At 69.9% G+C, this 12,368-nt stretch carries 11 protein-coding genes and 1 riboswitch; of the genes, 3 read left to right on the forward strand and 8 right to left on the reverse strand.

The features are described 5' to 3' along the window. Positions 1-163 precede the first annotated feature (163 nt). From ACIBCM_RS17890 to clpS, 5 genes are all read right to left on the reverse strand, one after another. A complete protein-coding gene (locus ACIBCM_RS17890) occupies positions 164-1,150 on the reverse strand; it encodes an ABC transporter substrate-binding protein (protein WP_399244185.1) in 987 nt (328 codons plus the stop codon). A gap of 60 nt (positions 1,151-1,210) precedes the next feature. After that, positions 1,211-1,296, reverse strand: a riboswitch (cobalamin riboswitch). A 68-nt stretch (positions 1,297-1,364) separates the two neighbouring features. Continuing rightward, a complete protein-coding gene (locus tag ACIBCM_RS17895) occupies positions 1,365-1,787 on the reverse strand; it encodes a Mov34/MPN/PAD-1 family protein (protein ID WP_399244187.1) in 423 nt (140 codons plus the stop codon). A gap of 229 nt (positions 1,788-2,016) precedes the next feature. Next, positions 2,017-3,387, reverse strand: coding sequence for an amino acid permease (locus ACIBCM_RS17900; RefSeq protein WP_399244417.1), 1,371 nt, complete (start codon positions 3,385-3,387; stop codon positions 2,017-2,019). Positions 3,388-3,951: 564 nt separating this feature from the next. Then, complete coding sequence (locus tag ACIBCM_RS17905) at positions 3,952-4,551, reverse strand: DUF2017 domain-containing protein (protein ID WP_399244189.1); 600 nt, start codon at positions 4,549-4,551, stop codon at positions 3,952-3,954. Further along, entirely contained in the window at positions 4,551-4,865 is a 315-nt protein-coding gene (gene clpS / locus ACIBCM_RS17910; RefSeq protein ID WP_399244191.1) for an ATP-dependent Clp protease adapter ClpS, read from the reverse strand. The genes ACIBCM_RS17905 and clpS overlap by 1 nt, the downstream gene beginning before the upstream one ends. A gap of 135 nt (positions 4,866-5,000) precedes the next feature. Here clpS and ACIBCM_RS17915 point away from each other — a divergent pair, with 135 nt between their 5' ends. Next, positions 5,001-6,347, forward strand: coding sequence for a nicotinate phosphoribosyltransferase (locus ACIBCM_RS17915; RefSeq protein ID WP_399244193.1), 1,347 nt, complete (start codon positions 5,001-5,003; stop codon positions 6,345-6,347). An 826-nt stretch (positions 6,348-7,173) separates the two neighbouring features. Then, positions 7,174-7,761 carry an isochorismatase family protein gene (locus tag ACIBCM_RS17920; RefSeq protein ID WP_399244195.1) on the forward strand — a complete coding sequence of 196 codons (588 nt, stop codon included), beginning with the start codon at positions 7,174-7,176 and terminating at the stop codon, positions 7,759-7,761. Positions 7,762-7,877: 116 nt separating this feature from the next. Here the strand turns inward: ACIBCM_RS17920 and ACIBCM_RS17925 are convergent, their stop codons facing one another. Then, a complete protein-coding gene (locus tag ACIBCM_RS17925; RefSeq protein ID WP_399244197.1) occupies positions 7,878-8,186 on the reverse strand; it encodes a hypothetical protein in 309 nt (102 codons plus the stop codon). A 146-nt stretch (positions 8,187-8,332) separates the two neighbouring features. Beyond that, positions 8,333-10,750: an immune inhibitor A domain-containing protein gene (locus ACIBCM_RS17930; protein ID WP_399244200.1), complete on the reverse strand. Its 2,418-nt coding sequence runs from the start codon at positions 10,748-10,750 to the stop codon at positions 8,333-8,335. A 383-nt stretch (positions 10,751-11,133) separates the two neighbouring features. On the opposite strand from ACIBCM_RS17930, the gene ACIBCM_RS17935 reads away from it, so the two are divergent. After that, positions 11,134-11,502: a hypothetical protein gene (locus ACIBCM_RS17935; protein ID WP_399244202.1), complete on the forward strand. Its 369-nt coding sequence runs from the start codon at positions 11,134-11,136 to the stop codon at positions 11,500-11,502. Positions 11,503-11,536: 34 nt separating this feature from the next. Here the strand turns inward: ACIBCM_RS17935 and ACIBCM_RS17940 are convergent, their stop codons facing one another. Further along, positions 11,537-12,346, reverse strand: a complete 810-nt coding sequence (locus ACIBCM_RS17940) for an RDD family protein (protein ID WP_399244204.1) — start codon at positions 12,344-12,346, stop codon at positions 11,537-11,539. Between the last annotated feature and the right edge of the window lie 22 nt (positions 12,347-12,368).

The following is a 12,368-nucleotide window of genomic DNA, read 5'->3' on the forward strand; positions in this document are numbered from 1 at the left end:
GCCCGCGACGGCTTCGCGGACGGGGACGTCTCCGTCAGGGCCGCCTCTGTCGGGGACGTCTCCGTCGGGGACGTCTCCGTCGGGACCTCCTCGGACGGGATCTCCTCGGACGGGATCTCCTCGGACGGGGCCCTCTCGGTCGGGGCCCTCTCGGTCGGGGAGGTCACCGCGCGAGCTGCGAGGCCAGCTTGGCGATCGCGTCGGGCGCGCGCACTCCGAGAACCGCGTCCGAGAGCGGGAGCACGGCGAACTTCTTGTTCCGGATCGCCGGTACGTCCTTCAGCGCGGGATCGTCGAGCAGCCGCCGCTTCTTCTGCTCCAGAGGGGTGGAGCCGTAGTCGTAGATGACGATGACCTCCGGCTTGCGGGCCACGACCTCCTCCCAGGAGGCGTCGCCGAAGCTCTTGTCGAGGTCGGCGAAGACATTGCGGCCGCCCGCGCGGGTGATCAGCTCATTGCCCATGCCCCTGCCGCCCGCCGTGAACGCGGTCTTGTCGCCGCTGTCGTACACGAAGACGGGTATGGGCGGCCGCCCCTGCCCGGTGGCCGTGGTCCGTGCGACGGAGGCGCGGGCCGCGGCGATCCACTTCCGGGCGCGGTCCTGGACCCCGAAGGTGCGGCCGATCTCGTCGACTTCGCGGTAGACGTCGTCGAGGGTCGTCCGGCCCTTGGCGCAGTTCTCCAGGTTGAGCCGGGTGTTGATGCCGGACTTCGCCAGTTCGGCGCGGGTGCGGCCGTCCTTGGCCTCGAAGGCGCTGCCGTAACCGCCGTAGACGAAGTCGGGGGAGACGGAGAGGAGCTTCTCCTTGGAGGGGTACTCCTTGGCGATGACCGGGATGGAACGGTACGCCTTCTCATGGCGCGGAAGGATCTTGTCGTCCAGGTAGGCGGTGCCGACGAGGGACTTCTCCAGCCCGAGTGCCAGCATGATCTCGGTGACGTGCTGGTTCATGGTGACCGCGCGCTCCGGGGGCGCCTGGTAGGTGGTGCGGGTGCCGCAGTTGTCCACGGTGTACGGGAATCCGGGGGCGGGCGCCCCGGCCCGGGGCTTGCCGGAATCGGTCGCTCCCGTACCGCAGGCGGTGAGCGGGAGCAGAAGGGCCGAGGCGATGAGAGCGGCTCGGCGGGCGGCGGAACGGCGCCTGGACATGCGGATGTGCCTCCTCCGGGGATCTCCACGTCCCCTGGGTGCGGGAGAAGGGCGGCCGGTCAGTTCCTGGCTGGCGGGCATGGCCGCGTGGTCGCGGACGCCCGGTCACAGTGGCGGGACCGCGCCGGATTCGCACCGGCTTCCTGGGTCCTGCCGCCCGGATATGGAGTTGGGTGGCCGGAGGGGCGGAACGCCGTGCTCCGGGCCGTAGCGGTCAGTATGCCTCGACGACCTCGACGTCCTCCTCGGTGACCTCGCCGTCGACGATCCGGAAGGAGCGGAACTGGAACGGGCCGGAGTCGTCGGTGTCGGCCGTGGAGACCAGGACGTAGTGCGCGCCGGGCTCGTTGGCGTAGGTGATGTCCGTACGGGAGGGGTAGGCCTCGGTCGCCGTGTGCGAGTGGTAGATGATCACCGGCTCCTCGTCCTTGTCGTCCATCTCGCGGTAGAGCTTCAGCAGGTCCGCGGAGTCGAACTCGTAGAACGTGGGCGAGCGGGCCGCGTTGAGCATGGGGATGAAGCGTTCGGGACGACCGCTGCCCTCGGGGCCGGCGACGACTCCGCATGCCTCGTCGGGGTGGTCGGCGCGGGCGTGCGCGACGATCTGGTCGAACAGGGCCTGGGTGAGCGTCAGCATGCCGATCAGCATAAGCAGAGGGCGGGCGGGCCATAAGCGGAGGGCGGGCCTGCCCTCCGCGGAGGGCGGGCGGGCACCTGCGGCCCGGTACCCGCCCGCCCCTGGACGGGGGCAGCCGTCCCTTCCCGCTCGGGGACGGGCGGCGAGCCGTCCGCACCCGCCTTCCGGAGCAGTGGCAGCCGTCCACACCCGCCCCCGGACGTCGGTCAGCCGTCCACACGGACGTCGGTCAGCCGTCCACACCCGCCTTCCGCGCGGACGGCTCGTCCGTCCGGCCGCCGCGGGCGAAGGCCGCGCCCCGGGGGTTCCTCGCCCTGAGCACCAGATAGGTCACGCCCATGACGAGCGCCCACAGCGGGGCCACGTACAGGGAGATCCGGGCGTCCTCGTCGATGCCCATCAGCACGATCACCATCAGGATGAACAGCAGCGCGAACCAACTGGTCCAGGGGGCGCCGGGGGCCCTGAAGGAGGACCGCGGCAGCAGGCCGCGGTCCGCCTTCGCCCGGTAGCGGATCTGGCAGACGAGGATCATGATCCAGGCCCACATGCCGGAGATGGTGGCGAAGGACACGATCTTGTGGAACGCCTCGCCGGGCCACTGGTAGTTGATCCAGACGCCGATCAGCATCAGTGCGGCGGAGAAGGTCGTGCCGATGAGCGGGGTGCCGCTCCGGGTCAGCCGGGTGAAGATCCGCGGTCCCTGGCTGTTGAGCGCGAGGTCGCGCAGCATACGGCCGGTGGAGTACATGCCCGAGTTGCAGGAGGAGAGGGCGGCGGTGAGGACGACGAAGTTGACGATGCCCGCGCCCGCCTGGAGGCCCATCGTGTCGAAGGCCGCGACGAAGGGCGAGACGCCTGGCCGGAAGGTGGTCCAGGAGACCACCGACAGGATCATGACCAGCGCGCCGACGTAGAAGACGGCGATCCGCCACGGCACGGTGTTGATGGCCTTGGGGAGGGTCTTCTCGGGGTCCTTGGACTCGCCCGCGGTGACGCCGACGAGTTCGACGGCGAGGAAGGCGAACATCACGATCTGGAGGGTCATCAGCGTGCCGCCGATGCCCTGGGGGAAGAAGCCGCCGTCGTCCCACAGGAGCGAAACGGAGGCGGTGTCCCCGGCGTCGGAGAAGCCGAGGGTGAGGATTCCGGCGCAGATGAGGATCATGCCGACGATGGCGGTGACCTTCACCATGGAGAACCAGAACTCCAGCTCGCCGAAGAGCTTCACGGAGATCAGGTTGGCGCCGTAGAGGACGACCGTGAAGGCGAGTGCGGAGATCCACTGCGGGATGTCGAACCAGTACGTCATATAGCCGGCGGCGGCCGTCACCTCGGTCATCCCGGTGACGACCCAGAACAGCCAGTACGTCCAGCCGGTGACGAAGCCCGCGAAGGGGCCGACGAATTCGCGGGCGTAGTCGGAGAACGAGCCCGAGACCGGGCGGTACATCAGCAGTTCACCCAGCGCCCGCATGATGAAGAAGATGACCACGCCCGCGACGGCGTAGGCCAGGATGAGGCTGGGGCCCGCCTTGGAGATGCCCTTGCCCGCGCCGAGGAAGAGGCCGGTGCCGATGGCGCCGCCGATGGCGATCATCTGGATCTGGCGGGCGCCGAGCCCGCGGTGGTAGCCCTGGTCGTCGCCGGAGGGTCCCGGCGGGCCGCCGCCGGTGTCGCGGTGGGGTCCGCGCTCACGGTCGCTGTGGCCCCCGCGGCCGGTGTCGCCGGGGCCCTCGCGTCCGTCGCGCCGGTCGGGTCCGTCGTGTCCGTCGTGCTCGCCGACGTGCACCGAGGTCATGGTGATGCGCCCTTTCTCCATGCCGATCCGTCTCCGCACGGCTGAGGGCGCGCGGGCACGGATCAGGTCCTGATCCCCCCGGATATGGATGGAGTGCCACCGGCGATCCGCCGGCCCAAGCGCCGCCGGGGGCAGTGGTGGCGCTCCCGGCGGTCGTGCAGATTTATCACGGTTGCGCGGGAAAACGACGGCGGTGGCTGTGGCGCGCGCCATGGGAAGAACCGGACAAAAGGACACCCCGGCGAGCAGAGCCCACCGGGGTGGTGACGGGATCGTTATCCGGATTTGAGTGTCCGTTGAGCGAACAGAGGTACGGGTCGGGGCACCCGCCCCCGCGATCCCAGGGGCGCCCGGGACGGCCCGTCAGGGCATCAGCGTCTCGATGAGCGTCTCCTGGAGCACACCGAGCCAGAGGTACGCCATCACCATCGGCTTGCGCGGATCCGAGTCCGGCAGCCGGTAGAGCCCGGAGCCCTCGTCGTCCTCGTCGTCGCTGACCTCCAGCCGGGTGCCGATGGTCAGACGCAGATCGTTGAGCGCGCCGAGCCAGCGCCGGCAGTCGTCGGCGGTGAGCTTGAGTACGGCCTCGCCCTCGCCGTTCACGGTGAGGGCGTCCAGATCGCGGATGACCGAGAGCGCGTCCTCCCGCTTGCGGGTGCGCAGATCATTCTCGGTGAAGCGGCGGAACTCGGCGGAGGCGGCCTTCAGCTCCTCGTCCGCCGCGTCGGACTCGGGGCCCGTATAGCCGTCGGGGAAGAGCCGGGCGAGCGCCGGGTCGGCGGGCGGTTTGCTCGGGCCCTCGGCGAACAGCGCCGCCAGCGGGTCCTCGCCCTCGACGGGCTCGTCACCCGGTCCGATCAGTTCCACCATCTGGACGGCCAGCGAGCGCAGAATGGCGATCTCGACCTCGTCCAGGGCGACGGCCGCGCCACCGCCGGGGACCGCCTCGAAGTGTCCCGGCATCAGTTGCGGTCCTGGGTGAGGGTCGCCCACAGTCCGTATCCGTGCATCGCCTGCACATCCCGTTCCATCTCCTCGCGGCTGCCGCTGGAGACGACGGCGCGTCCCTTGTGATGGACGTCGAGCATCAGTTTGCGCGCCTTGTCCTTGGAATATCCGAAGTACGCCTGGAAGACATAGGTGACGTAACTCATCAGATTGACGGGATCGTTGTGGACGAGTGTCACCCACGGCACGTCGGGCTCGGGGACGGCGGCAGTCTTCTCCGCCGACTCGGGGCGTTCGATCTCAGTCGGAGCAACACTCACCCGGTCCATGCTGCCACTCCGGGAGGGGTATCGCACAAACGGCACCACATTTCGTCAGACTGACGAGATGTGCGGTAACATCAGGCCATGGCCGGATCGCCCGGGTTCCCGGGCGGCTGAGACGAAAGCGTGAGGCGAAGTGGCGTGAACACTGCGGAACTGGGGCTGCCGGTGGATGTTCCCTCGACAGCGCTCTTCACCGACCAGTACGAGTTCACGATGGTCCAGGCGGCGCTACGGGCCGGTACGGCCCACCGGCGATCCGTCTTCGAGGTCTTCACCCGCCGGCTGCCCGAGGGGCGCCGCTACGGCGTCGTGGGCGGCACGGGGCGGCTGCTGGACGCGGTGGCGAACTTCCGTTTCGACCCGGACGTCATCGACTTTCTGCGCGAGAGGGCGGTCGCGGACGAGCCGACGCTGGAATGGCTCGCGTCCTACCGGTTCAGCGGCGACATCTGGGGCTATCCGGAGGGCGAGGTGTACTTCCCGGGCTCGCCGATCCTGCGGGTCGAGGGCACCTTCGCGGAGTGCGTACTGCTGGAGACCGTGGTCCTGTCGATCCTGAACCACGATTCCGCCATCGCGGCGGCGGCCTCCCGGATGTCCGTCGCGGCGCGCGGGCGCCGGCTGATCGAGATGGGCGCACGGCGCACCCATGAGCTGGCGGCGGTGGCCGCGTCCCGCGCCGCGTACGTCGGCGGTTTCGACTCGACCTCGGACCTGGCGGCCGGGTTCCGCTACGGGATCCCGACCGGCGGCACCAGCGCCCACGCCTTCACCCTTCTGCACGACAGCGAGCGCGACGCCTTCCGGGCCCAGGTGGATTCACTGGGGCCGGGCACCACGCTGCTCGTCGACACCTACGACGTGGCGGAGGCGGTCCGCACCGCCGTCGAACTGGCGGGTCCGGGCCTCGGCGCGGTACGGATCGACTCCGGGGACCTGCTGCTGGTGGCGCACCGGGTCCGGCAGCAGCTGGACGAGCTGGGAGCGCGCGACACGAAGATCACGGTCACCTCCGACCTGGACGAGTACGCGATCGCCTCACTGGCCGCGGCTCCGGTCGACGCGTACGGGGTGGGGACCCAGCTGGTGACCGGCAGCGGCCACCCCACGTGCTCCATGGTGTACAAACTCGTCGCCCGCGCCCGGTCGGCCGACCCCGCCGCCCCGCTGGAGCCGGTGGCCAAGAAGTCCATGGGCTCGAAGACCTCCGTCGGCGGCCGCAAGTGGGCGGCACGCCGGGTGGACGCCGACGGTGTCGCGGAGGCGGAGGTACTGGGCACCGGTCCCGTACCGCGGCCCCTGGCCGACCACCAGCTGCTGGTGGACCTGGTCAAGGGCGGCGAGGTCGTCGCCCGGGAGCCCCTGGACGCGGCCCGTGAGCGCCATGTGGCCGCGCGCGGACGGCTGCCGATGTCGGCGACCCAGCTGTCGAGGGGGGAGCCGGTGCTGCCGACGGAATACACCCCAAGCCTGACCAGGGCCTGAGCCCGGTGAGCCGAGCCCGATCCCCTCACCGGCCGGGCGAGCGAACCGGGCACACGAAGCCCCTCGCCGGTCGGGCGAGTGAGCCGAACGGCCCGCGCGAGGCCCCGCACAACCGAAGACCCTGCACCCGCTGGGCGAGTGAACCGAAGGGCCGCGCGGGTGTCGAAAGGGAGAGCGCGCGGAGGTCCCGAGGAACGAGGGATCGAGCACGGTCGACCGTCGACAGACGCTCAAGCGGCCCGGAGGTGAACCGAGCCACAAAAATAAAAGCCGCGCGTCGGCCACCATACGGAGACCCTCCGCCCGGCCCCCCAACCAAGCACGGCCGACCGTCGACACACGCCAAAGCAGCCCGGCGGGGGCCTCGGACGGAGTCCGAGAGAGTGAACCGAGCCACAGAAAAGAAGACCGCGCGTCGGCCACCGCCCGGAGACCCTCCACCCAACCCCCCGACCGAACACGGTCAACCGTCGACACACGCCAAAGCAGCCCGGCGGGGGCCTCGGACGGAGTCCGAGGGGGGAGAACCGAGCCACAAAAGGCGCGGCGGACGCGTGAATCCCGGCGCGGTACGTGTGGGACCCGGATCCGGGGGGACGCTCCCGAACAGAGGGGCGCTCGCGGTGCGCGCCGGTGTCCAGCCCGTACGCCTCTCCCCTGCGGTCATCCGAGGCCCTAGGCTCCGGCGGTAACCGCGCACCACCCGTTCCCCTCGGGTACCACGCGTTACACGGCATCACCGATAGCACCCATAGATCCAATATCACCGGAATCGCCGGAATCACCGATATTCCTTGCATCCCGACAGCCGCGAAGGACAGCCGCCATGCACCGCGCCTTGATCGTCGTCGACGTTCAGAACGACTTCTGCGAGGGCGGAAGCCTCGCGGTGGCGGGGGGCGCCGAGGTCGCCGCCGCCATCACCGAACTGATCGGTCAGACAGCGCCCGCGGGCTACCGCCATGTCGTCGCCACCCGTGACCACCACATCGACCCGGGTGACCACTTCTCCGAGACGCCGGACTATGTGAACTCCTGGCCGCGTCACTGTGTGGCCGGTACGGAGGGGGTCGGCTTCCACCCGAACTTCGCGCCCGCGGTGGCGTCCGGGGCGATCCACGCGGTGTTCGACAAGGGCGCTTACGCGGCGGCGTACAGCGGCTTCGAGGGCGCGGACGAGAACGGGACGACGCTGGCCGAGTGGCTGCGGGAGCACGGGGTCACCGAGGTCGACGTGGTCGGCATCGCCACGGACCACTGCGTCCGGGCGACGGCCGTGGACGCGGCCCGCGAGGGCTTCACCACCCAGGTCCTGCTGGACCTCACAGCGGGGGTCGCCGAGGACTCCACCGCGCGGGCCCTCGAAACCCTCCGCACGGCCGGCGTCACGCTCACGGGCACGCCCGTGGTCTGACCCCTCACGGGCCGGGCGCACCCGCCGGTGCTGCGGCCGGAAGGGTCCGGGACCGGGCGGCGGACCCCATGGGCCGGCACGGCCCCGCACGCCCCCGTACGCCCCCGGCGTCCGCGCTACACCCGGCGGCCCCACCCCAGCGGGTGCCACAGCTCCGCCACCGCTCCCGGGACCGGCTGGGTGCGCCAGAGCAGCCCGTCCGGGTGGTGCAGTACCGCCGTGATCTCGTCCGGCGTCGGCGGCTCGGTGTTCCCGCGCAGATAGACCGCCCGCAGCCCCAGATTCCGTAGCCGCGTCAGCGCCCGCGCGCGATTCGCCGCATGGACGAGAAACCGGGCCGTCCCGCCGTCACCCGTCGGACTGGGCAGACTGAGCGCGACGACGACACTGCCGTTCGGCAGCTTGCTGAAACCTCCACCGGGCATACGTAGAACCACTCCCCCGTGAGCTGGCCGGTCGGTGCCTGTTCGTTGTGTGTCAATAAGGGACTCGCACCACGCACCTAAACACGATCGGCCGCCGCCCGCCAGAGGGCAACGGCCGATCATGGCCTGACCTGCACAAACAGTGACTATCTAGTCGAAGGACCAACCTTCACGGTGATCGTTTCACCATTCAGCCGCTCACCCACGATGGAGATCTTCGTGTTGGTGTCAGTTACCTTGACACCGGCCGTCGGGTTCTCGGCGTACCAGTAGACACCCTTGCGGTCGTCGAAGACCGGGTTGCCCCGCTGTGGTGCGATCCGGGTCGGGACACCGGCCCGGTGCAGGGTGAAGCCGTCGGTCGGCCGCCTGCTGAAGGTGGAGTCGAACGACTGGATCCGGTTCCGCATCAGCGTGCCGTCCGCCCACCTCATGGGCTCGGCGTGCGCGTCGACCGGCAGCACGAGCCCCTGGCCCGGGTGGACGCTGGTGTTGTTGTCCTTCTGGGAGGTGTCCCAGAGCCAGATCAGCAGACCGTTCTGGTACGGGTAGTGCTCGACCCAGCTGTCCCTGGGCGCCGGGAAGCCGAAGTTGTACGGGCCGGCCCTGAGCGTCCGGTCGTACGACACGTACTGGCGGTTCTCGGCGATGTAGTACTGCTCGTAGTCCTTGGTGAAGGACTCGCCGATCCGCGAGAAGCCCTTGGCCGTCCAGCCGGCGTCGTCACCCTCGGCGTTGTCGGTGAACAGCGCGGTGCCGTCCGCCGTGACCGAGATCGCGTCGGCCGCGAAGCCCTTGCCGCCCGCGCCCCCGTCGGTCTGGTAGCGGAAGCGGACGTCGATCTTCTGGCCCGCGTAGGCGTCCAGCGGGTAGAGGAGGCTGCGGTACGCGCCCGAGGTGCCGGTCAGCGCCGGCTTGTCGGCGGCGTCACGCCCGATCGCCCTGCCGTCGGCCGTGCCGTCGAGGGGCGTCCAGTTCGAGCCGCCGTCCGTGGAGACCTCGGTGTAGAGGTAGTCGTAACCGGTCTCGATGTCCCACCAGCCGGACAGCGCCAGCGACGCCGTTGTCCTGCCGGTGAGGTCGACCGGGCGGGACAGCGTGTTGCGGAGGTCGTCGCCCATGTCGCTCCACCACTGCCCCGAGCCCTCGGCGGGCTTGACGACGGTCGTGGTGACGGGCTTCTCCGGCAGTTCCACGACCAGTGCCTGGGAGCGCCTGGTGTTGTACTCGGCCACCCCCAGCTTGTGCACGGACGGCGTCGCCGCCCTGGCCTTGGTGTAGTCGAGCCAGCCGAGCTGGAGCTTGTCCCAGGCGGTCATGTCACCGGGCAGATCGCCGATGGAGTCCCTGCCGGTGCCGAGCCAGGAGCCCGACGACATCAGGGTCCAGAAACCGGTGGAGTTCTCGCCGCGGCCCGAGGTGTCGTAGTGGTCGGGCAGCCCCAGGTCATGACCGTACTCATGGGCGAAGACACCGAGGCCGCCGTTCTCGGGCTGCATCGTGTAGTCGCCGACCCAGATGCCGGTGCCGCCGATCTGGGTGCCGCCGGCCTTGTTGTACGCCGGGCCGGTGCTGCCGGCGTCCGTGCCGTACGCGTACCAGCGGTGCGCCCACAGGGCGTCGCCGCCCTGGGCTCCGCCGCCCGCCGACTCGTCCTCGCCGGCGTGGACGATCTGGAAGTGGTCGATATAGCCGTCGGCCTCGTTGAAGTTGCCGTCGTTGTCGAAGTCGTAGCGGTCCCACTGGTCGTATCCGGCCAGATCCGCCGCGATCTGCGCATCGTCACGGCCCTGCGCCTTCTGGTCGGCGACCCATGCGGTGACGCCGTCCCGGACGGTGTCCCAGACATTGGCGCAATTGGAGTCGCCGCAGTAGTTGGAACCGTAACGGGCCTCGTTGTACTCGACCTTCACCCAGTCGGAGACCGCACCCTCGACCGAGTACCGGCCGGACGACGTCTTCTCGTAGTAGGTCTTCAGGGACTCCTTGGGCTTTCCGGATGCGTCCCTGCCGGTGCCGAAGTAGAGGTCCTGGAAGTGCCGGCGGTTGTAGTCCGCCTGCCAGGCCGTGGAATTGTCGTTCTTCCGGTCCGGCCGGGCGATCGTGTTGTGGAGCGGGCCCGGGGTTCCGCCGTACTTCTTGACGGGCGGCTCGGGGCCTTCGGGGCCGTCCGGGTCGTAGAGAGTGGTGTCGTCGACCTTGTCGCCGAACTCGACCAGGATGGTGAAGATCCTGTCGGTCTTCTCCCGGCCCAGTTCGACGTACTTCCTGTCGCCGAGCTTCACGACCTTGGACGCGCCGCGCTGCTGCACGGTCGCGTCCCCGGATATGACCTGTTCCAGCGCGGCCTCGCGCTGCTGCTCCTGCTGCTTGCTGAAGGGGCCGTCGAGATCGTGCCCGGCCTGCTCCTTCTGCGGCGCCGGGTCCCTGCGTTCGACGGCCGCCGAGGCCGGGGACCCCTGTGCCCCCGCCTGGGCGGTGCCGAACGCCGAGACCGCCACGGTGGTCGCGGCCAGCGCGACGAGCACCGCGGACGCTCTGATCGTCCGTCTCTTATTGGTCACTTGATGAAAATCCTCCTCCGCGCTCCTGCGCCACGGACCAGAATGTGGGGTTGTCCGGGCGGGATATCGCGTCTCAAGTGACGGCATTCGACCGCAGTCCCGGGAGAAAAGACAGCCCTTGACTTGAACACACCAACTGCATTATGCGGAAGTCGAGTTCCGATATCCGGACAGTGGATGGCCGGTGGCAGGCGCATCGAATGGGTCATCTTCTGGGACGTATGAATCCGTGCGCCCCCAATGCACCGGCGGCGTGCAGAAGGTCACGCTTACCTCCGGTTCCGGCCGGGCATCCAGCACCGTAGAGTCACTTGACAGTGCGACCGCGTTGAGCGACATCCCCGCCCGAAGCCCCCCAGCCTGTCTTGAGGACGGATACCGTCATGCCGCGTCCGACTGCCGCACAGCTCGCCTCCGGTTCGGCCACCGTCGTTTTCTCGGCGCTGGCTCTGCTGCTGTTCACCGGCACCACCCACGCTCTCGGGGTCGCGGCCATCGGGGTCGCCTCGATGGCCCTCGGCCTGCTGGTCGCCACGGTGCTGCCGATGAGCCGGGCGGTCCGGGCCTCGCGTCCGCTCCCGCCGAACCGGGTCCCCGCCCCGCCCGCGGCGTCGGCCGACGGACTCGCCACCCGGGTCCCCGCCCCGCCCGCGGCGTCGGCCGACGGACTCGCCACCCGGGTGCCCGGCCCCCGCGCGCACGCGGCGGCGGGAGCCGAGGCCAGGTTCGGCGAGCACTCGCTGGGCCGTTAGAGCGAGTACGCGGCCTGAGCCGGTACACGGGGGCTCAGGTCCTCTCCGGCTCGCCGGGCACGGTCACCACCACCGTCTTGGCCGCCTTGTCGTGCAGCCCCTGTTTGTACGGCTTGTCGGTCAGGATCGTGATGATGAGGACGATCCACCACAGACAGAAGCAGCAGACCAGCGCCGGCACCCAGAGCACGGCCGCGCGCACCAGGGACGCTCCCGTGTCCGGGGTGCTGCCGTCGTTCAGCATCGCGACCCGGATCCGCAGCAGGCGTTTGCCGACGGTCTGTCCGTTCCTCTTCACCATGAGCGTGTCGTAACCGACGTAAGCGACCAGAGCGATCAGCGACCACAGCCACTGGCGGCCGGAGTTCACCTGATCGGCGAAGTCGTTCCACTCGTCACCGCTGTTCGCACCGCTGTTCCAGCCTCCCGCGATCAGGGAGATCACGAACAGCGGGACGAAGATGATCAGGGCGTCGATGACCCGGGCCGTGAACCGCTTGCCGAAGTCCGCGAGCGGGGGCATTCCGGCGAGGGGGTCGGGGGTGCCCCCGTACGGTCCGCCGCCATAGGGGTCGTACGGGGGAGGCGTACCGCCCGCCCCGCTGCCGTACGGGCCGCCCTGCCCGCCGTACGGGCCGCCCTGCCCGCCGTACGGTCCGCCCTGGCCACCGCCGTAAGGAGAGCCCGGCGGCGGACCCTGGGGTGGCTGGTCCGCTCCCCCGCCCTGCCCACCGCCTTCTCCGCCCTGTCCTCCGGGCGGCGGCTTCTTGAAGGGGTCGTTCCCGGGGGGCCCGCCGGATTCCGGGTTCCCCCATCCGGGGGGCGGTGGCTGGTCGTTGCTCATGAGGGCAGTGCACCCCGTGCCC

It is taken from the genome of Streptomyces sp. NPDC051018, from assembly GCF_044456085.1.
GTDB lineage: Bacteria > Actinomycetota > Actinomycetes > Streptomycetales > Streptomycetaceae > Streptomyces.

Excerpts from the sequence above, each read along its gene's own strand:
- ACIBCM_RS17905 (WP_399244189.1), bottom strand. The coding sequence starts at position 4,551 with ATGCCGGGACACTTCGAGGCGGTCCCCGGCGGTGGCGCGGCCGTCGCC.
- ACIBCM_RS17890 (WP_399244185.1), bottom strand. The coding sequence starts at position 1,150 with ATGTCCAGGCGCCGTTCCGCCGCCCGCCGAGCCGCTCTCATCGCCTCG.
- ACIBCM_RS17895 (WP_399244187.1), bottom strand. The coding sequence starts at position 1,787 with ATGCTGACGCTCACCCAGGCCCTGTTCGACCAGATCGTCGCGCACGCC.
- ACIBCM_RS17900 (WP_399244417.1), bottom strand. The coding sequence starts at position 3,387 with ATGATCGCCATCGGCGGCGCCATCGGCACCGGCCTCTTCCTCGGCGCG.
- ACIBCM_RS17920 (WP_399244195.1), top strand. The coding sequence starts at position 7,174 with ATGCACCGCGCCTTGATCGTCGTCGACGTTCAGAACGACTTCTGCGAG.
- ACIBCM_RS17935 (WP_399244202.1), top strand. The coding sequence starts at position 11,134 with ATGCCGCGTCCGACTGCCGCACAGCTCGCCTCCGGTTCGGCCACCGTC.
- ACIBCM_RS17940 (WP_399244204.1), bottom strand. The coding sequence starts at position 12,346 with ATGAGCAACGACCAGCCACCGCCCCCCGGATGGGGGAACCCGGAATCC.
- ACIBCM_RS17925 (WP_399244197.1), bottom strand. The coding sequence starts at position 8,186 with ATGCCCGGTGGAGGTTTCAGCAAGCTGCCGAACGGCAGTGTCGTCGTC.
- clpS (WP_399244191.1), bottom strand. The coding sequence starts at position 4,865 with ATGGACCGGGTGAGTGTTGCTCCGACTGAGATCGAACGCCCCGAGTCG.